This window comes from Microcystis sp. M31BS1 (genome assembly GCF_020245285.1).
Classification (GTDB): domain Bacteria; phylum Cyanobacteriota; class Cyanobacteriia; order Cyanobacteriales; family Microcystaceae; genus Microcystis; species Microcystis panniformis.
Window position 1 is genome coordinate 1 of record NZ_JADBVE010000203.1, and the last position, 19362, is coordinate 19362.

Consider the following 19362-nt stretch of genomic DNA (forward strand, 5'->3'; position numbering starts at 1 on the left):
ACTTTTATATTAAAAGGACTAGATGTATGTAATCTGTCACTAACTCCCGATGCTACTTTATAATCTCGTACATCACGCAAACCAATTAAGCCTACTGAAGAGGGAAAATTTTCTGGACGTTTAGGAAAACCATCTCTTAACTGTCGTAAAACTGATATTAATGCTTGGTCTTGTAAAGAGTCAATTTCATCTATAAATAATACTATGGGACAATTGATAGCTTTTGCCCAACCTCTTAAAAAAGCCTTAATTCTGCTTCCTGGTTCTTGGTGTTGCCATTGTTTAGCAGGAGGTTGTAATTCGGTCGGTAAACTATCCTCAATTGTATTATACCAAGTTCCTAAAATTGCCAATTCTGCGGCAGTAGGATCATGATTAAATACACTTCCTACTTCTACGGATACCATGACTGCGGCATAATTTCCTCTATCGGTAAGTTGTTTTGCTAGGGATAACATAGCGGTGGTTTTCCCTGTTTGTCGTGGTGCGTGAAGGACAAAGTAACTATGCTGTTGAATTAGCTCCTCTAAATCTGGTAATCGCACTGTGGGAGAGAGCATATAGTGGATATCGTCTTTACAGGGACCGGCAATATTAAACCAGCGAGTCATAGAATTTTGGTAATAGGTGAACTCTTTAAGTTTAGACATTTTTTATGCTCCCGATACATTATTAAAACCACTAAATTTGCTAATGAGAGTTGGTTAATTCGGCAATTAATTGTTCAGGAGTGATAATTCGTGGTGTGACAATGGGGAAATCTTGAGGATTACGGGTAATAATTGCATCCAATTTATTAACTACCGCAGTAGAGTATTGAATAGAATCTTCAAAATCCTGAAAATTGGTTGTGAAAGCCATTATAATTGCAGCCTGATTTACTGTAGCAATTTGACAAAAAGTAATTAACTGCTTTAAATAAGTAAGCGTCCAATCTCGACCTCTTGCCTTACGGATAATATAATACAAATCACTAAAAGTTGAGGCGGAAATATAACCTGCAATTGTGCCTTTTTCAATTAGTGATAAAACTTGTTCACTTGCATTCCAAAAAGGTTCTCTTTCTAAGGCATTATCAATAATGATATTAGTATCTATCAGGATTTTCATAGGTTATATTTCTCCTTTAAATATTCATATTTAGCTTGATCTGGATCAAAGTCTGCCGGAATGGCAGGGGCATTTTCAAATAAACCCTGAAATGCTTTGATCCTAGATTTTCTTTTTGGTGCTTCTGGTGCTGGTTCAGTGGTTGGGGTTGTGGTATGATCAAGGGTATCTGTGGCTGCCCAGACTACAATTTCCACATTTCCGGGGGGTAAATTCAATGGTTCGGTAATCAGCAAGTTACCAGATTGATCAATTTTTCCTTTGAGTTTGTATGCTTGCATGATGTTTTTTATGATACTCTGTTTTTATATCATATCATAGTCAACAAAATTCACGCTCTAAATTTGGGTTTAAATTATGATAACTACACTCATTGAACGAGAAGCAGAACCAATTTTAATTAGTGACTTAACCTGGAGAGAATTTAAAGCTGTTGAACAGCTAATTGATCGCCCAGGGTTAAGGTTATCTTTTTTAGATGGAGTTTTGGAGATTAGAAAAATGCCAGGGAAAAAACACGAAACCATCAAAGAACGTATTGGTGCTTTACTAGAAATTTATTTAGAATTTTTGGGATTAGATTTTACTCCTACTGGTTCTGTCACCTTAGAAAATGAATTTGAAAAGGTTAAAAGAGAAGGTGATAAATCCTATGAATTGGGAGCAAATAGAAAACATCCTGATTTAGTAATTGAGGTGGTTGTTAGTAGTGGAGGAATTGATAAACTGGAAGCATACAAACGGTTACAAATTCCTGAAGTTTGGTTTTGGATGAATGATGAGTTATTGTTTTATAGTTTAGTAAATTATGGTTATGAGGCTGTTAGTAAATCGCAACTTTTACCGAGTTTAGATGTCGGTTTATTGATGCGTTGTATTAATACGGAAAATCATGCTCAAGCACTGCGGGAATTTAGATCAGGGATAAAAATTATTGAATCAACATAACCATATAAAATGCTGATTTTTTCCGCCTATCTAAAGATTATGGGTTAACTTAACAGTTGCAGAATGCCAAGAGTTAAATTCTAAATATTCCAGCAAAAGGGAACAAGTCTTTAACCGTTTCATCGCCTCCGTATTATTAGAAGAAAGACGAGCAGATAATACTAAATCCGTTGAGTATATGTTACATATCAGGACAGGCAAGAGGCAACCCCCCCAACCCCCGACCCCCCCCGATGTCGGGTAGGGTTGATTCATGAATCAACCCTACCTTGAATCAACCCTAGGACAAGGGGGGGTAGGAGGAATAGATAATCAGTCTTTAATAACTGGATTTAGTATAAGTATTTCATATATGTTGATTGAGAAACCCTTACCCGGTAATACTTCTATGTTTAGTCATTCTCAATAAGGTTATCCTTATTGCGGTGACTAATTACCTGGCAAGTTCGCAGCTTTCTTTTCACTGTTTACTGTTCACTGATTACTGTTCACTGAAAAATCAACTCAATAACCAATCTAGATGATCCTGTAAACATTGCTTGAGGTCGTAGCGTTGCTTGATAGTTTCCCTCGCATTTAAACGCAGATTTTGCCAACGCTGGGGATAATTTAACACTTCATCCACGCGATCGGCTATTTGTTGGGGAGAAAAGAAATCCACTAATAAACCATTTTCCCCATCAGTAATTAATTCTCGCACGGGGGGAGTATCGGAACCAATCACCACGCAACCCATGGCCATGGCCTCTAACATTGACCAGGACAGCACAAAAGGACGGGTAAGATAGATATGGGCTGCCGATGCCTGTAAAACCTGCTTATATTGACCGTAAGGTAGAGAACCGGTAAAATGCACCCGGGATAAATCCAAAGAAAGGCTTTCTAACATCAATTCTTTATAGGTTTTGCCGTCCGGTAGAGTTTTCCCATAAGCGACCCGATCCTCACCGACAATCACCACATGACAGTTAGGCCGACGGGCTAAAATTAGGGAAACAGCCGTCATAAATTGGGGAAAACCGCGATAGGGTTCCATTCCCCGGGTTGCATAGGTGACAATCTCCTTAACACCGGATAAATCTAAACCTATCTCTGGAATCACTAACTGCACATCGGGACGGGGACAAAAATAGTCCGTATCGATGCCATCGTGTAAAACTGTCAGTTTCGAGTGAAATTCGCTGGGAAATTGTTGTTTTTGCCAGATAGTCGGCGATAAACCTCGATCGCAACTGACCAGATCGATCAGGATTGGCGCATTTTTAATTCTAATCCGGGCCTCGGCATCAGCATTGAGGGGATCCTCTGGATCAAAATCAGCATCGGAACCATGGGCATGATAAAACCATTCAAAATAGGCTAAAAACTTAGTTTTCGGGAAAATATCCTTGATAAATAGACCCGGCCCCCAGCCAGAATGTGCATAGACAATATCGGGATAAAATCCTTGATTTTTCAGTTGTTGGCAAACAGCATAAACCGCTTGACCTTGTAAAACCGCACTTTCAAGGGGACGGACATAATGATGGGTTTGGGGAGAAACAGCGCGACTTTCCTTGTAAATAAATTTTTTTACCCCCGCTATCTCTCCCTCTTGCCGGGTAGTGCCGAAAATCACTTGATTTCCAGGTTTTTGAGCTAAAACCGTGATTAAATGGCGAAATTGGGCGGGAAAATTGGAATGAAGGAATAAAAATTTCATCGCAGATAAAGGTTTAGAAAAAGCGATCGCTAATCGTACATTGTCCCTGAAAACGGAGCAGATGATCGCATAATACCAAAGCCATCATCGCTTCCACCATCGGGACGGCCCGGGGTAAAACACAAGGATCGTGTCTTCCTTTGGCTGCTAGGGTGGTTTCTTCCCCGGTGCGCGTCACGGTTTTTTGTTCTTTACCGATAGTCGCGGTGGGTTTAAAAGCGGTGCGGATAATAATATTTTCACCGTTACTGATTCCTCCTTGGATGCCTCCCGAACGATTGCTCGTGGTGCGAATTTCCCCGTTATCATCGATAAAATACTCGTCATTGTGTTCGCTGCCGGTTAAGAAGGTTCCCGCGAATCCCGATCCGATTTCAAATCCCTTACTCGCGGGTAAGGACATCATCCCCTTAGCTAAATCGGCTTCTAGCTTATCAAAAACGGGTTCTCCTAGACCTTTCGGCACATTTCTGGCTACACATTCCACCACACCGCCGATCGAGTCTTTATTCAGGCGAATTTGGTCGATCAGGGCGATCATTTGGGCGGCCGTTTCCCCGTTGGGACAACGCACTATATTACTTTCCACCTCGTCGAGGGTGACGGTGTTGGGGTCGATGATTGCCTCAATATCTTTAATTCGCTTCACATAACCGATAATCTCGACATTATAGACAGATTTAAGGATTTTTTTAGCGATCGCTCCTGCGGCCACCCGGCCGATGGTTTCCCGGGCCGAAGATCTGCCTCCTCCTTTCCAGTTGCGAATGCCGTATTTTGCTTCGTAGGTGGCATCCGCATGGGAAGGTCGGAATTTCTCGGCCATTTCGTTGTAATCTTGCGAACGAGCATCCTGATTCCGCACTAAAATAGCGATCGGTGTACCGAGGGTTTTGCCTTCAAAAACGCCCGAAATTATCTCACAAAGGTCATTTTCCCGACGCGGGGTCACGATTCTGCTTTGTCCCGGTTTGCGACGGTCTAAATCGATTTGAATCTCCTCTTCGGAAATTTCTAAGCGCGGAGGACAACCATCGATAACCACTCCTACCCCACCCCCGTGAGATTCTCCAAAAGTGGAAACCCGAAATAGTCGTCCGAAAGTGTTACCCATAATCTCAATATCTATTAAGCCTCAAGGTTTTATTGTACCTGAGCGGTTATCAGTTATCAGTGATCAGTTATCAGATGTGAGTTTTTAGTGGACAGTCTTAAGTAGAAAATTGCCGTTTTCTTGTCACTGATGCCATTTTTCAAAAGTAATCGCAGAGATGGTTAATTTCCCTTACCCCCACAACCAAAGGGAGAGGGGAGTAAAATGCCGGCTCTCTTATTCTTTGTGTGATAAGTTTAAGTTATATAAGACCGATCAATCTTTGTGTCCTTTGTGTCTTTGTGGTTCGTTCCATTTGCTCGCCAGCAGGAATGTATTTTAGAATACATTTTACCCACCAAACCCAAGAGAGTAAAATGCCTGCTACGAATAAAGGAAAATAGTATCCAGACAGAATTAATTAGAGTTTGCTGAATAAATCTAAAAACCTTGTTGGCTAAGACTTTTAGACTTTTTTCCCCTCAAAAAGTGCCAGCCATTGCGGGGATCGGGGGGAAAATTCCTGGACTTTTTCCCTGAAAATTAGGTAACTGACTACCTCAAAATCGGTAAAACCCCACACCCCACACCCCACACCCTGCTCCCAGGAAAAGCTTTTTGCCGCAAACCCTACTTAGGGTTTTTTTCGGGGAATTCCTCGCAAGGTTAAAACATCATCGAGGGTGGAACAATAGTTTTTTAAACCAAAATCAGCAGGAGTATAGGTTTTAATGTGGGTGAAGTGGCGATAATTCATCGCAAAACGGTCCCATGCTTCCATCTGCAAGTTAAAAACTTTGATAAAAAAGTTAGCAATGGTTAAAGATAAAGGAATCCGAAAATAGATTTTTTTGTTTAAATAAGCGCAGATTTCCTCCACTGCTTGGTTAGCTGTTGTGCGTTGATTGCCTAGAACAATTTTGCTTTCTGGTGCGGTATTTTCGATTAAATAATTCACCACTTGAGCTATATCTTTGGCATGGATAAAATGAAAACTGCCATCAGCTTGAAACCAACGCACTAAACCGATATATTTCAACACATCCGGTAAACCCCCATAGATATGAGAATAGGGTTTATTTTCGTCACCACCTAAGACAAAAGTGGGGTACAAAGTGATAATTTTATCGGCGATTTCTAGGTCAGTAAATTTACTATAACAAATATATTTAGTGCGGATATAATTAGTTCCTATCTCCCCAGCTTCGGGCAAAGGTTGATTATTTTGATTGAGAATGCTGGCGGTAGAAAAGTAGAGGACTTTCTCGCAGATTTGAGCATCTAAATAACTAATTAATTCTAGGGTTTTTACCACATTAATCTGATAACTTTCCTCCTCTCCTCCCCAACTGGTAGCGATTAAAACCGCTATATTCATTGTTTTTAAAAGCTCCGCATATACCCCAATATTTTCCATATCTCCTAAAAGTATATGAACATTTGATCGCCCTTGGTAAGCAAATTTTAACTTCTCTGGATTACGCACTAAAAAATATAATTCATAGTCGGGATTTTCCAGTAAAATCTCAGCGATATAATGCCCAATACAGCCACTCACACCCGTTAGAAATATTTTTTTCATTATTTTAATTGATCTGGCAGAATTTAGGGGACAGTTTGAAAGTAAAAAGTCAAAAAGGGTGTTGTGTTTTGGGGTTTTAGGGTTTTAGGGTATTAGTTGAATCCCCCCATTTCCCCATTTCCCCATTTCCCCACCCCCTGTTCCCTGAGTAACTTTATTGATAACTAAATCCTTTAGCAGTTTCAAAGAAGAAACGCACGTTATCTTCAGGAGTTCCCACCAAAACACCATGACCTAAATTAAGAATATGACCTTGATTACCCGCTTTACGAATAGTATCAATAATCCGCTCGCGAATAAAGGACTGGGAACCGAATAAAACCCCCGGATCGATATTACCTTGAACCATCATCGCTTTACCTAAACGCTGTCTCGCTTCCGCCATATCGACAGTCCAATCGACGCTAATAATATCAACCCCCGATTTAGCCATTCTTTCCAAAACGCCGGCGCTGCCACTAATGTAGAGAATTAAGGGTGTATCGGGATGGGTTTCTTTCACCAAACGAACTACTTTTTGTTGATAGGGTAAGGCAAAAACATCGTAATCTTGGGGAGTTAATTGACCCGCCCAAGAGTCGAACATTTGTACCACTTGCGCCCCACAATCAATTTGATAACGGACATAGGTGGCGATCATATCCGCTAATTTATCTAAAAATTGGTGCAGTACCGAGGGTTCCGAAAAAGCCATCCCTTTAATCACAGAATAACTTTTAGAACCTTTCCCTTCCACTGCATAGGCTGCTAAAGTCCAAGGCGCTCCGACAAAACCGAGGACAGTGGATTTATTTCCCACCTCTTGACGCAGGGTTTTTAAAATCGTTTTGATAAAAGGTAAAGACTGATCGGGATCGAGGGGATTAAGTTGGTCCACCTGCGCTTGAGTACGAATGGGAGAATCGATAATCGGCCCCTTACTTTCGATAATATCAAAGGGAATACCGATTCCCGCCAAGGGAGTGAGGATATCGGAGAACATGATCACCCCATCCGGTTGAAAAGCACGCCAAGGTTGCAGGGAGATTTCGATCGCTAAATCGGCATTTTCCGATCTTTCCCGAAAACTGGGGTATTTATCCCGCAATTCTCGATAAATCTGCATATAACGTCCTGCTTGTCTCATCATCCACACGGGAGGACGGGGTAAGATTTCTCCTTTGGCAGCGCGTAATAAATAAGGTATTTCAGGGGAGTCAGTCATATCACGGTGATTATTCTATTGCCTTTTCTACGGTATCATCCCCCGTACAGCTAATTTTTCTGGTTTTTCCTTAAGAATTGTTAACGAAAATTATCCCCCCACCCTGGGATGAACTCGACGCAATCGTAAAGCATTTGTCACCACGGAAAGGGAACTTAAAGCCATGGCAGCACCGGCAATAATCGGATTGAGCAGAAAAGGATAGAGGATTCCGGCAGCGATGGGAATGGCAATTAGGTTATAAATAAAAGCAAAAAAGAGATTTTCTTTGATATTTGCCATTGTTGCCCGACTTAACTCAATAGCGGTCACAATTCCCTGTAAATCTCCCGAAATTAAGGTTATATCACTAGCAGCGATCGCTACATCGGTTCCCGTGCCAATGGCAATACCTAAGTCCGCTTGCGCCAATGCGATCGCATCATTGATGCCATCTCCAACCATGGCGACTATTTTCCCTTTTTTCTGCAAATATTCGATTTTTTCGGCTTTTTCTTGGGGACGGAGTGCGGCAAAAAAGCGCCGGATACCCAACTCGCTGGCGATCGCTTCTGCGGTTTCGAGGTTGTCCCCCGTCATCATCATCACCTCTAAGCCGATTTTTTTGAGCTTGGCGACCACTGAGGAAGAAAAAGGTTTTAAAACGTCGGAAATGGCAATCAACCCCTCTAAATGCCCGTTAACCGCTATCCAAGCCACGGTTTTTTTCTGCCATTCCCAATCGTGGGCGACTTTTTTAAGAACTTTTGTTTCGATCCCTTGACTTTCTAACCATTGTTGTGTACCGATTTGCACTAAATCCGACCCGACTTTTCCCTGCACTCCTGACCCAGTTATTGAGTCAAATTCGGTTACTTCTAGGGTTTTAATGGCGTTTAACCGCCCATATTTAACTATTGCTTCTCCTAACGGGTGTTCAGAATGATTCTCCACCGATACGACTAACTGCAGCAGCGATAATTCCCGTCCATCCCCCACCCCCTCGCGAGTCAAGAAGTCCGTCACCGTTGGTTTACCCTGGGTGAGAGTTCCGGTTTTATCTAGAACAATAGTAGTAATGCCCTGGGCTAATTCTAAACTTTCGGCATTTTTAATTAAAATTCCCTGTTTTGCTCCCTGTCCTGTTCCCACCATAATCGAGGTGGGTGTAGCTAATCCTAGCGCACAGGGACAGGCGATAATTAAGACTTCCACCATTGTAATCAAAGCGAGGGTGAGATTACCCGTGCGGAGAATCCAAAATAAGAAAGTTATTACCGCAATAATCATCACCACCGGCACAAAATAAGCGGTCACTCGATCGACTAATCTTTGTATAGGTGCTTTTGATGCTTGCGCGGTTTGCACTAATCGGACAATCTGAGCTAAAACCGTATCTTTTCCCACCCGTAACGCTTGCATTTGTAGGCTACCGGTTTTATTAATTGTCGCACCGATTACCTGTTGATTGACGGTTTTTCGCACGGGTAAACTTTCCCCCGTCACCATCGATTCATCAATGCTAGAACTGCCTTGGATAATTATGCCATCGACGGGAATTTTTTCCCCCGGACGCACTAAAATTATATCTCCTACTTTCACCTCTTCTATTGGTATATCTAGCGTCTGTTCTTCCCTAATTACCCTAGCAGTTTTTGCCTGTAATCCCATTAATTGTTTAATAGCGGCGGCCGTTTCTTTTCTGGCACGTTTTTCGAGGAAACGACCGAGTAAAATCAGAGTAATGACGATAGCTGATGCTTCGTAATAGACATGGGAATTAAACCCCTGTTTTTCGATAAAATCGCTCCCGAAGGTTAAAAACAGGGAATAAAAATAGGCGGCACTGGTTCCCAAAACTACTAAAGTGTCCATGGTGGCAGTGCGATTTTTAAAGGCTTTCCAAGCATTTTTATAAAAACTTTGACCACACCAAAATTGGACGGGAGTAGCGAGAGTTAATTGTAGTAAAGGATCGTGTAACCAATGGGGGATAAAAGATAGAGATAAACCCGTCATCATCGGTAAAGAACCGATAAAAAGTATAATACTAATAACAATAGCGATCGATAGTTTAGTGAGAAGTTCTTTTTCTGGCCTGGATTCGAGATTAATTTCCGTTATCGGTGTCGCTTGGAAACCGGCATCCCTAACTTTTGCTTGAATAGTGTTAAGATCGGTACGCTTGGGATCATAGTCCACATCCACCTGTTCCATGCCAAAATTAACTTGACATCGAATCACTCCGGGGATAGATTTAATGATCCGTTCGATCGAATCAGCACAACCAGCGCAACTCATCCCGGCGAGTTTGAGAGTTTGATGGGTCATAATGTTAATAGCAGCGGAAGTCAGCAAGAAAATCCCCTGCAGCAGAGTTATATCTTTAGCATAAAATATTCCCCTAGCTGCAGGGTCAAGAATCCTCTGTTAATTTTTCTGAATAGATATGAAGAAATGTCAAAAATAGTGCCTGTATTTTCCTGACACACCCTTAGTTTTTGTGGACAAATTTCAGTTAACCCCACTCTGTTGCGTATCTTGACCCTGCACAGCATCGGCAGCGGAAACACCATCACCCTGAAAACCAAAATACCATAAAGTAGCGGCAGCTTCAGCGCGAGTTACTGGTCTTTTTGGCTGAAATAGGGTAGTAAAACCAAAAACTCGCCGAATATTAGCTTGTTCAGCATTTTGAAAATCGGCATAAAGAGCGCGCACCAGCTGCGGGTTAATTTTATTAGTATCCTGAAAACCCCAAGTATTTTTAATCGTATCAAGATTGGCGCTCGGTAAAGCTTTTCTGACATCTAATGGCACTTTCCAAGCGATTAAATCTTCCCGGGTTAAAGGAGCATTGGGACGGAATAAAATGGCGCTACTATCTCCCGTTAAAGGAGAGGGAATTAACCCCGCTTCCGCTAATCCTTGAATATAAATATAATCGGGATCGTTATTTTTAACATCACTAAAAGTCGGGGAACTATTGGGGGTAGCTACACGGATTTGTTTACCCGCTACATTAGCATAAATGGCATTATTAGCCTGTAACAACCAGCGAGCAAATTCTCGGCGCGTTATTGTATCATTAGGGTTAAACTGATTGTTATTACCTGTTAATACTCCTAATCTAGCTAAGTCTTGAATGTGGCTCTTTAAGGGATTAGGTAAGGATTCGAGATCGTTAAAACTGGTGGGATTAAGATTTGGTAACGGGGAGGGAATAAGGGAGGGACTAGGGGAGGGACTAGGGGTTCCTATTGGACGATAATCGAGGCTATATTCGGTATTGGGAGAAGTGGCAGTTATGGTGATAGTTAACTCTAAATTATCTCGACGGGCCGTTAGGGTACTATTAACTCCTTCCCCAGAAAAGGGAGTGATAATTTCCCAATTATTATTAACTAATTCCTGTTGATAAAAAGCCTCGATCGCATTGCTGGGATCGTTGGATTGCCAACGGGTTTGTCCACCAGTATTATCAGGATTTGTCTGCACGGATAATAATTCTGATTGACTATATCGAGGAATTTCTGCGGGAAAATTTGCGGGTAATTGCCTGTTATTAGGAGAGTTTTCTGGTATGGGATTTGTTTGTAGATTAGGATCGGCAGCCAGACGATTTTCTAGGTCGGGATTGCCACTACAGGCTGCTAAAATGCCCAGCAGAGTGATGATTGTACTGTAGGGAATAAACTTACTCACGGTCTTTACCAATATTGTTTCCTTAGCTTTATCCTAGCTTATTTACTCAGGTTTTTGACTAGGAAAAATTCTGCGCCACCATTGACGTAATTTCCCCAGCAGAAATCTTCCTAACCCTTTTGTATATTTTTCAAATTTATAGTAAAATAAAATGTCGATTATATCCTGGGTGGAAAGATATTTGAGATAGGCTACTCCTTGATCAATACGCGCATCACTATATTCTAAATAAACTTTGCGACTGAGGCGATCGGATAAATTCCATTTGGGTTGAAAATATTCCTGCATCCGCTGTTGATAAGCGGCAAAATTACTCGATTTTCCCTGTAAATATTCTTCCATGTATTGACAAGCAATTTCGGCTCCTTTCATAGCATGGCGAATACCTTCCCCTCCTAAAAAGTTAACCGTAGAAACCGCATCACCAATCGCTATAATATTCGGTTCTTGATAATAAATATCTTGCAGATTGAGCGAATATTCTAAAATAGAACCATGGCTGTCAATTATATCATATTTATAGAGATTAATGTAGGTTTGAATAATTTGTGTAATATAACTTTTTAAAGGCTTAACTTCAGGAATATAAGGATGTTCTCCCTCTAACCAAGCGGCTCCTATTTTTAATTGCCGATTATCCATAGGAAAAATCCAGCCATAACCTTTAGGACTCCATTTATGACCGAGAAAAAATACTAAATTATCTTGATACTTTTGATAATCTTCTTCTGGCACAGCAATTAAATATTCAATACCCACTGCTTTTAAAAAATCAGGTTTTTCTCGTCTATGTTTATACATAACTGCTCTGGCATATCCCGTAGCATCAACCAATAAACGAGTATTAACTGTCTCGATTTCCTCTCCTTTTGATTTCAAGAAAACAGTTAGCTGATTCTCCGTTTGTTGATATTTCAGATAACGACAACCTAAACGAACTTCTCCCCCCCAACGCAGCACTTCTGCGGCTAAAAACTCTCGCAATTTGGCAAAATCAAAAACTACCCCTAAAGGTTGCGGTGATGACCAAAAATGATGTATGCTAGTGGAGATAATTTCGATATTTTTCCAAAACCTAGCCACTACGGTTTCGGGGAGATTGAATTGTTCTAAAATTTCTAGGGGAGAAGCGGCACTAGAAAAGTTATTATCTTGCCAACTAGAATGTTGTTCCACTAAAAGAACACGATAACCTTTTTCACTTAATAATCTACCACAGTGACCTCCCGCCGGTCCTCCCCCAATAATTACTACATCGTAATCCATGATTTACTCCCTCGTCTAATCTTGCTAAGTTGCTTCTATTTTATCCTAAATTGCCCTCTGTTAAACCCCAAACCGGTTAAGCTGTTGTCCATCTAAATTTGATAAGTAGCTGATTATAATTAAATTAAAAATGGATTTTAGGTTCGATCCCCCCCGCCCCCCTTGATAAGGGGGGTGCCGATAGGCGGGGGGATCCCCCTTAATAAGGGGGGTGCCGATAGGCGGGGGGATCCCCCCTGCCCCCCTTGATAAGGGGGGTGTCTGACAACTTTTAACGCCTACCTACTTACTCTTTTTAACCTGTTCACTGTTCCCTCATCGAAAGACCACCAGCTTATGACATTTTTCTTATTATTAGTTACTTCCCTATCGCTGATAATTTGGTTATATTTAATCTTAGCTAGGGGACAATTTTGGCTATCTAACCAAAAAATTAATCCTGTCACTTATCCCTTAACAAATTATCCAAAAGTCTCGGCAATTATCCCCGCACGAAACGAAGCCGACGTTTTACCTATCAGTTTAACTTCCCTCTTTAACCAAGATTATCAAGGCGAATTTTCGATTATTTTAATTGACGATCAAAGCAGTGATGACACGGGGAAAGTTGCCCAAAAAATTGCCGATAAATCTCATAAATCTGAACAGATAACTATTATTTCTGGACAACCTTTAGAGATAGGATGGACGGGTAAATTATGGGCAATGAAACAGGGAATAACAGAGGCTACCGAGAAATTTGCACCCGATTATTTTCTGTTCACCGATGCTGATATTGCCCACCCACCGGATAATTTAACCCAATTAGTTACTAAAGCAGTACAAGAAAAACAAGCTTTAGTTTCCCTGATGGTGTTGCTACGCTGTGACAGTTTTTGGGAAAAATTTCTCATTCCTGCCTTTGTTTTTTTCTTCGAGAAACTCTATCCTTTTCCCCTAGTTAATAACCCTAATTCCCCGATAGCTGCCGCCGCTGGGGGTTGCATTTTAATTCGCCGAGATATTCTAGAAAAAATTGGCAGTATTGATATTCTTAAACAAGCTTTAATTGATGATTGTTCTTTAGCGATTGCGGTTAAAAAATATCTGCAAAATCACTCCGAAAATACCGAGAAATCTATCTGGTTAGGATTAACAGAAACCACCTATAGTCTCCGTCCCTATCCCGATTTAGCAAGCATTTGGAATATGGTAGCCCGCACCGCATTTACGCAACTAAATTACTCAACACTTTGGTTAATTGGCACAATTTTCGGGATGTTTTTAACCTATTTAGCCGCCCCCTTGGGCTTAATCTGGGGATTGGTCTTAAAAGAAACATCAATTATTATAATTAGCACCGTCACTTTATTACTAATAGCCCTTTCCTATAGCCCGACTTTAAGACTATATAAATTATCCCCCCTGCGGGCTTTAACTTTACCCCTAATTGCCCTCTTTTATAGTTTAATGACCGTCGATTCTGCCCTGCGTTATTGGCGCGGCCAAGGGGGAGGTTGGAAAGGGCGAGTTTATCCTAATTAGGGATTGCTGAATAATAGTAAAACCCTTTTAAAATAAGGCTTTTGACCTGTTAGAATTGGAACCTTCAAAAACCAGGCATTATCCTTTTACAGTACAATAGACCTCTTGCATAATTTTTTTATGGTATAATATAAGGTTTTGCTTTTTTCTCAATTCTTAGATTGAAGTGGAAAAAAAGAACTCTTGCAAATTAATTATATGTTATAATGAAGTTAAATTAATGATAGGTGTGGTGCGTTACGACGGATTGTTAGATTTAAGTTTAAGCAGAGATTATCGCCGTCTAACGCACCCTACATTTTACTGATCATGCAATAGGTGTGGTGCGTTACGACGGATTGTTAGATTTAAGTTTAAGCAGAGATTGTCGCCGTCTAACGCACCCTACATTTTACTTGCAAATTAATTATATGTCATAAAACATTTTACCGTTTGGGGATGGGGGGGTGAGTGGGATTATCTGTAGCGCGATCATGGATTTTAAACTATAATCAAAAATATTGATTTATCCCATGAGGTAACAATGTTATCCATTAATCTAGATCGAGAAACCGAGAACTATCTAGCAGACATCATTTCCGAAGAGAATATTAGCTCAGAAGAACTTCTGAAAAAACTCATTTACGAACATTGGCAAAGCTTAAAACCGCGTAAAACTTTATCACAACGCCGGGGAGGTCATCCTCAGCATCTTTTAGAAAATGCTCCACCTGATTTGTCATTGCGAGAAAACCGCAAAAAAGTAGTTGCAGAATATATACAAAACCATCATCAGCAACATCATTTATGACAAATTATCCCCCAAAAATTATTACAGAATCAATCAACCAATTCTCTAACTTCAAAGCAGGCACACGCTCAAATTCACGAGTATTTGCGGTAACAAGAGTCAGATCAAGCGCTAGAGAATGAGCAGCAATCAGTAAATCATTTGGACCGATTGGGGTTCCTGCTTGCTCCAAATGTTTACGAATTACGGCATAGTGCTTATCTACAGTTGATTCTAATGGCAAAACTGTCAAGAACTCCAGGATGCGTTCTAGTTGCTGCACCAGACGGGAGGAACCACTTTTAACCACTCCAAATCTTAATTCACACGCCACAATGATGCTCGTACAAACGCTTTCTTCGCCGACATCCACAATATGCTGGAAAACCTGACCTTGGGGATACCTGATCAAATGTGATAGGATGTTAGTATCAAGCAGATATTGATAGGTCATTGGGTGGTACTAAAATGTAATGTCATCAAGGGGAAGCAACCCTTCATCTATATCAGGAAAATTGTCTGTAATGTCTGGCAAAGTAGTCAGCAAAGAAATTAGAGAACCGGAAGAAATCGGCTCAATGATTAAGCGATGACCTTCTTTGCGTAACAAAACCTCTGTACTTGATAGGGCCAGTTCAGGAGGAATAGTTAATACTTGCTCTTGTCCACTTGTTAGTAAAGAAACCTGACGTAAATTTTGCATCTGTTGACCCCTTTGTTAATGATCGCCTTACTATTTTAACTTATTTATCTAGTTATCTCGTTCCCAGGTAGAACCTGGGAACGCTTGATTCAGGTTCTACCTGATAACTGTTTACTGATAACTGTTCACTGAAATTCCAGTTCTTCTTAAATACTACTTTAAGGCAGAGCCTTAGATATTATGTTTCAAGGCAGAGCCTTGAAACAAGGGAACCTCACCAACAAACTTTTTGCCGCAAACCCTAAATAAATTTTCCCAATTCATCAAGCAAATCCATTAATTCCCCCAGTAAAACCGGCTCACCTGTCCTATTCTCGAACACCCACACAGGCTGATTATTTGCTCCCTTGTGACTAATTTGAGCTATTTTAAGCTGAAACTTATCTCCCTGGGACTCTTTTTGACGCTGTTCTCTAACTCCCTTTAAGCTTGCTTTCGATAAATCAGGAGTTACTGATCCTTCTAGTTGAGACTTGCTTTCCTGTTCTCCTCCTAACTGACGTTCAATCTCCAACTCCCTTGCTAAAATCTTTTTCAACGCCTCATTTCTCAACTCAGAAGGCATTTGGCCATTCTCCAGTTTTAAGCGTAACTCTCCCCCCCGCAAACCAAACTTAACCCGTCCAAAAGAAAAATCAAGCCACTGCTGATTAAAATTAAGCCGCACCGATAGGGAAAACGCCTTTGGTTCAGACTTTTTGAAAAGGGAAACAACACCCTTAGACTCAGACGTAACCAGTTCTCCCGAAATCTCCAAGTGCAGACATTCGGGACACTTATTATCATGTTCTGTCACCGCAATTGCCCTTGATTGCTTTGCCATCATCCTAGGCCTTTCAAAACCTTAACTATAATAATTGTACTGTATGTGGGGTTTGCGGCAAAAAGTTTGTTGTTTTGCTAATAAAGTCCCAAAACCATTTTTTAGCAGAGCTGCTACCGATATTCAGCCAGTCCTAATTAGTTAGAGCAAGCCTCAAGAATTCCTAGCAAATTAACTAAGGGTTTATCTTAATGCTTGCTGCTATCAGATTAATTTTCTTCCTCCGCTTCTAGGGTTGGTTGTGGTAAACGAGCGATAAAATCTTTCATTTGGGGATGATTAAACATTTTCTCCGTGTCTTGCAAAAGACGTTTACCCCAGAGATTTTCCCCCAAAAATTCCAGACTGACATAACGACTATCGCTAGTGAGAGCGGCCTGAGCTAATTTGATGCCCTCCTCAGTTTTCCCTTGACTATAAATAGCCACCGCAATAGCTAACTGAGGTTCCGCCTGTTTAGGATCAATTTTCAAAGCGGTGCGCCAATCTTTAAGAGCGGCTTCCTTATCACCCTGTTCGTATTTAACTAAACCAATATTATTAATAGCCGGCCAAAAATTTTTATCTTGACTAACAGCTTTTTCGTAAGCTGCGATCGCATCAGGATATTGTGCTAACTTGAGATAGGAATTACCGAGATCAAAAAGAGCGGGGGAGACATCGGGTTTCATTTGCAAACCCGCTTCAATCTGGGCAATAGCAGACTGGTAATCTTGATTCTGAAAATAAGCACTACCGAGGGAAAATTTAATATTAGCGTGGGCATCGGCGGGAGCAAGGGACAAAGATTGATTTAATGCCTCGATACCGGGTTGCACCTGATCGTCTTGCAGATATAAACTACCGAGAATAAACCAAGTTTGATAGAGATGGGGGGCTAACTGCACCGCTAACCTAGCTCGGGAAAGGGCGGCATCGGTACGGCGAAAACGAGCTAATTGGATGGCATCCTCAGCCATTTCAATTCCCGCTTGTTCCATCTGTTCTAACCCCGGTTCGATGGCGTAGGGGAGTAGAGCTTGGGAAAAAGCTGGCGGGCTGCCAGCGACGAAAAAAATGAGTAAAGAAACGATTAATTGAAGTTTTGGCACAGTTTACCCCCGCGATAGGCCTTTTTTAATCAGTCTATCTCGCTTGGGGGTTGTTGGCTAAAGAAACAACAAAGGCAACTCTAGAGACGTTAGTATATAACCAATTAACTTTTGGCTGATCGATGGCAATAACCGTGTTGGGAAAATCAAATCGCCCCCTATTTTGGATATTCGGACTCATGGCTAGTGGTTTTCTGGCGGTGGGAGTGGTTTCTTATCGTTTGCTGCAAACCCCTCCTCCTGCCCTAGAATTGGCGAAAATGACCGTTCCTGCTCAACGGGAAACCCTCGCTGTGGAAATTAAAGCTAGTGGTAGGGTGGAACCAATCCAAAGTGTCAACATTAGCCCGAAAAACCCCGGCCGATTAGTGCGATTATTGGTGGATCAGGGCATGGTCGTTAAAAGGGGACAAACCCTCGCCGTCATGGATAATTTAGAGGTGTATGCCCAAGGAATGCAGTCAGAAGCGCGTCTGCGGGAAGCTCTAGCCAGTCTGGAACAGGCTAAACGCAGTATTCCCGAAGATATCCGCCAATTACAAGCCCGATTTTATCAGGCCCAGGCCAGTTATAAGCAATTAGAAGCCCGTTTAGCTCAGGCCAAAGAAAGAATTCCCAAAGATTTAGACCAACTGCAAGCTCAGGTACAAGCGGCCCAATCCCGGTTTCGACTAGCAGAAAATCGGGTTAAACGCAATGAAAATTTAGTCCGGGAAGGAGCGATCGCTCAAGACCAATTTGATGCCGTCCTCAATGAATATCTCAATGCTAAAGCCAATTTAGACGAATCGATCCGCCGTTTGGAACAAGCGGATAAAACCGCTTCCCCAGAAGTAGCGGGAATTGAGCAGGAAATGATCCGAGCGGCAGCAGCGATCGCTGAAGCGAAATTTGCCCTCGAACAACGCCAAAAAACCCAAGAAACGGAGCTTGCTCGACTAGAATCATCTGTAGCGGCTGCTAGAGCCAATTTAGAGCAAATTAAGATTCAATACCGCGATACAGTCATTACTGCCCCCTTTGATGGCATCGTCACCCAAAAATACGCCACCGAGGGTTCTTTTGTCACTCCCACCACTTCGGCCTCTAGTACCGCTTCCGCCACTTCCACCTCGATTATCGCCCTAGCATCGGGATTGGAAGTAATTGCTAAAGTGCCAGAAGTAGATGTGGGTTTATTGCAGCGCGGCCAACCCGTGCGAATTGTCGCCGATGCTTTTCCTGAAGAAGTCTTTGAAGGTCGAGTTATTCTTGTGGCTCCTGAAGCAATTATCGAGGAGAATGTTACTTCTTTTGAAGTGAGAATCGGTTTGGTGACGGGACGAGACAAACTCAAATCGAAAATGAATGTGGATGTAACTTTTGTCGGCCAGCAGTTAGATAATGCTCTGGTCGTGCCGACTGTCGCCATTGTCACCCGGGAAGGCAAGTCAGGGGTTTTAGTTCCCGATGCCGAAAATAAACCCAGTTTTAAACCCGTTTCGATCGGTTTGGTCTTAGACGATAAAACCCAGATTTTATCAGGGTTGGAAGCCGGAGAAAAGGTCTTTATCGATCTCCCCCAAGGAGCCGAAGATACCTCGAAAACTAATAAAAAATCTCAATAATTTTCTTTAACAAGTATTCCTAAATTGTCTTTTTTATGCTAGGTCAGGATTCGGGAAATGGGGGAATGGAGAAATGGGGGAATGGGGAAATGGGGAAATGGGGAAATGGGGGAATGGGGAAATGGGGGAATTCAACTAATACCCCAAAACCCTACAACTATCTAACTGATAACTGATAACTGATAACTGATAACTGATAACTGATAACTGATAACTGATAACTGATAACTGATAACTGATAACTGATAACTGATAA

Annotated in this window: 19 protein-coding genes; 4 read left to right on the top strand and 15 right to left on the bottom strand. The window is 41.6% G+C overall.

Features of this window, described 5'->3' with window-relative positions:
- From IM509_RS11920 to IM509_RS11930, 3 genes are all read right to left on the bottom strand, one after another.
- Positions 1 to 611 (bottom strand): ATP-binding protein (locus tag IM509_RS11920; RefSeq protein ID WP_287716969.1); only part of this gene is annotated, 611 nt, incomplete at its 3' end.
- 79 nt (positions 612 to 690) lie between these two features.
- Entirely contained in the window at positions 691 to 1110 is a 420-nt protein-coding gene (locus tag IM509_RS11925) for a type II toxin-antitoxin system VapC family toxin (RefSeq protein ID WP_002756819.1), read from the bottom strand.
- Positions 1107 to 1391: a hypothetical protein gene (locus IM509_RS11930; RefSeq protein WP_002756821.1), complete on the bottom strand. Its 285-nt coding sequence runs from the start codon at positions 1389 to 1391 to the stop codon at positions 1107 to 1109. The genes IM509_RS11925 and IM509_RS11930 overlap by 4 nt, the downstream gene beginning before the upstream one ends.
- Before the next feature lie 76 nt (positions 1392 to 1467).
- On the opposite strand from IM509_RS11930, the gene IM509_RS11935 reads away from it, so the two are divergent.
- On the top strand, positions 1468 to 2058 hold the full coding sequence (locus IM509_RS11935) for a Uma2 family endonuclease (protein WP_272079326.1): 591 nt from the start codon (positions 1468 to 1470) through the stop codon (positions 2056 to 2058).
- Positions 2059 to 2557: 499 nt separating this feature from the next.
- On the opposite strand, the gene IM509_RS11940 is transcribed toward IM509_RS11935, so the two are convergent.
- The 7 genes from IM509_RS11940 to IM509_RS11970 all read right to left on the bottom strand — a co-directional run bounded on the left by IM509_RS11940 (position 2558) and on the right by IM509_RS11970 (position 12589).
- Positions 2558 to 3760: a glycosyltransferase family 4 protein gene (locus IM509_RS11940; RefSeq protein WP_052277839.1), complete on the bottom strand. Its 1203-nt coding sequence runs from the start codon at positions 3758 to 3760 to the stop codon at positions 2558 to 2560.
- 13 nt (positions 3761 to 3773) lie between these two features.
- Positions 3774 to 4874, bottom strand: coding sequence for a chorismate synthase (gene aroC, locus IM509_RS11945; RefSeq protein ID WP_052277838.1), 1101 nt, complete (start codon positions 4872 to 4874; stop codon positions 3774 to 3776).
- A 613-nt stretch (positions 4875 to 5487) separates the two neighbouring features.
- Entirely contained in the window at positions 5488 to 6435 is a 948-nt protein-coding gene (locus tag IM509_RS11950; protein ID WP_052277837.1) for an NAD-dependent epimerase/dehydratase family protein, read from the bottom strand.
- 154 nt (positions 6436 to 6589) lie between these two features.
- Entirely contained in the window at positions 6590 to 7639 is a 1050-nt protein-coding gene (gene hemE, locus IM509_RS11955) for a uroporphyrinogen decarboxylase (RefSeq protein ID WP_052277836.1), read from the bottom strand.
- 90 nt (positions 7640 to 7729) lie between these two features.
- Positions 7730 to 9949, bottom strand: a complete 2220-nt coding sequence (locus IM509_RS11960; RefSeq protein ID WP_072925622.1) for a heavy metal translocating P-type ATPase — start codon at positions 9947 to 9949, stop codon at positions 7730 to 7732.
- Positions 9950 to 10132: 183 nt separating this feature from the next.
- A complete protein-coding gene (locus tag IM509_RS11965) occupies positions 10133 to 11335 on the bottom strand; it encodes an S-layer homology domain-containing protein (protein ID WP_185237099.1) in 1203 nt (400 codons plus the stop codon).
- A 30-nt stretch (positions 11336 to 11365) separates the two neighbouring features.
- Complete coding sequence (locus IM509_RS11970; RefSeq protein ID WP_185237100.1) at positions 11366 to 12589, bottom strand: NAD(P)/FAD-dependent oxidoreductase; 1224 nt, start codon at positions 12587 to 12589, stop codon at positions 11366 to 11368.
- A 336-nt stretch (positions 12590 to 12925) separates the two neighbouring features.
- On the opposite strand from IM509_RS11970, the gene IM509_RS11975 reads away from it, so the two are divergent.
- Positions 12926 to 14113 (top strand): glycosyltransferase, encoded by a 1188-nt coding sequence (locus IM509_RS11975; RefSeq protein WP_185237101.1) that lies wholly within the window; start codon positions 12926 to 12928, stop codon positions 14111 to 14113.
- Positions 14114 to 14636: 523 nt separating this feature from the next.
- Positions 14637 to 14903: a hypothetical protein gene (locus IM509_RS11980; RefSeq protein WP_002784632.1), complete on the top strand. Its 267-nt coding sequence runs from the start codon at positions 14637 to 14639 to the stop codon at positions 14901 to 14903.
- A 4-nt stretch (positions 14904 to 14907) separates the two neighbouring features.
- On the opposite strand, the gene IM509_RS11985 is transcribed toward IM509_RS11980, so the two are convergent.
- From IM509_RS11985 to IM509_RS12005, 5 genes are all read right to left on the bottom strand, one after another.
- Entirely contained in the window at positions 14908 to 15336 is a 429-nt protein-coding gene (locus tag IM509_RS11985; RefSeq protein ID WP_052277832.1) for a type II toxin-antitoxin system VapC family toxin, read from the bottom strand.
- 9 nt (positions 15337 to 15345) lie between these two features.
- The gene (locus IM509_RS11990) at positions 15346 to 15585 is read right to left on the bottom strand and encodes an antitoxin (protein WP_002793069.1); all 240 of its coding nucleotides are present in this window, start codon (positions 15583 to 15585) and stop codon (positions 15346 to 15348) included.
- A 241-nt stretch (positions 15586 to 15826) separates the two neighbouring features.
- Complete coding sequence (locus IM509_RS11995) at positions 15827 to 16408, bottom strand: hypothetical protein (protein ID WP_260441227.1); 582 nt, start codon at positions 16406 to 16408, stop codon at positions 15827 to 15829.
- A gap of 209 nt (positions 16409 to 16617) precedes the next feature.
- A complete protein-coding gene (locus tag IM509_RS12000; RefSeq protein ID WP_052277831.1) occupies positions 16618 to 17499 on the bottom strand; it encodes a tetratricopeptide repeat protein in 882 nt (293 codons plus the stop codon).
- Positions 17500 to 17533: 34 nt separating this feature from the next.
- On the bottom strand, positions 17534 to 17680 hold the full coding sequence (locus tag IM509_RS12005) for a hypothetical protein (RefSeq protein ID WP_167341562.1): 147 nt from the start codon (positions 17678 to 17680) through the stop codon (positions 17534 to 17536).
- Between IM509_RS12005 and IM509_RS12010 the strand changes: the two genes are divergently transcribed.
- Positions 17622 to 19106 carry an efflux RND transporter periplasmic adaptor subunit gene (locus tag IM509_RS12010; protein ID WP_052277830.1) on the top strand — a complete coding sequence of 495 codons (1485 nt, stop codon included), beginning with the start codon at positions 17622 to 17624 and terminating at the stop codon, positions 19104 to 19106. The genes IM509_RS12005 and IM509_RS12010 overlap by 59 nt on opposite strands.
- Positions 19107 to 19362: the final 256 nt, after the last annotated feature.

Coding starts and splice junctions, on each gene's coding strand:
- IM509_RS11980 (WP_002784632.1), top strand. CDS start 14,637: ATGTTATCCATTAATCTAGATCGAGAAACCGAGAACTATCTAGCAGAC.
- IM509_RS11990 (WP_002793069.1), bottom strand. CDS start 15,585: ATGCAAAATTTACGTCAGGTTTCTTTACTAACAAGTGGACAAGAGCAA.
- IM509_RS11995 (WP_260441227.1), bottom strand. CDS start 16,408: ATGGCAAAGCAATCAAGGGCAATTGCGGTGACAGAACATGATAATAAG.
- IM509_RS11925 (WP_002756819.1), bottom strand. CDS start 1,110: ATGAAAATCCTGATAGATACTAATATCATTATTGATAATGCCTTAGAA.
- IM509_RS11940 (WP_052277839.1), bottom strand. CDS start 3,760: ATGAAATTTTTATTCCTTCATTCCAATTTTCCCGCCCAATTTCGCCAT.
- IM509_RS11975 (WP_185237101.1), top strand. CDS start 12,926: ATGACATTTTTCTTATTATTAGTTACTTCCCTATCGCTGATAATTTGG.
- IM509_RS12010 (WP_052277830.1), top strand. CDS start 17,622: ATGGCAATAACCGTGTTGGGAAAATCAAATCGCCCCCTATTTTGGATA.
- IM509_RS11960 (WP_072925622.1), bottom strand. CDS start 9,949: ATGACCCATCAAACTCTCAAACTCGCCGGGATGAGTTGCGCTGGTTGT.
- IM509_RS11985 (WP_052277832.1), bottom strand. CDS start 15,336: ATGACCTATCAATATCTGCTTGATACTAACATCCTATCACATTTGATC.
- IM509_RS11930 (WP_002756821.1), bottom strand. CDS start 1,391: ATGCAAGCATACAAACTCAAAGGAAAAATTGATCAATCTGGTAACTTG.
- aroC (WP_052277838.1), bottom strand. CDS start 4,874: ATGGGTAACACTTTCGGACGACTATTTCGGGTTTCCACTTTTGGAGAA.
- hemE (WP_052277836.1), bottom strand. CDS start 7,639: ATGACTGACTCCCCTGAAATACCTTATTTATTACGCGCTGCCAAAGGA.
- IM509_RS11970 (WP_185237100.1), bottom strand. CDS start 12,589: ATGGATTACGATGTAGTAATTATTGGGGGAGGACCGGCGGGAGGTCAC.
- IM509_RS11950 (WP_052277837.1), bottom strand. CDS start 6,435: ATGAAAAAAATATTTCTAACGGGTGTGAGTGGCTGTATTGGGCATTAT.
- IM509_RS11935 (WP_272079326.1), top strand. CDS start 1,468: ATGATAACTACACTCATTGAACGAGAAGCAGAACCAATTTTAATTAGT.
- IM509_RS12005 (WP_167341562.1), bottom strand. CDS start 17,680: ATGAGTCCGAATATCCAAAATAGGGGGCGATTTGATTTTCCCAACACG.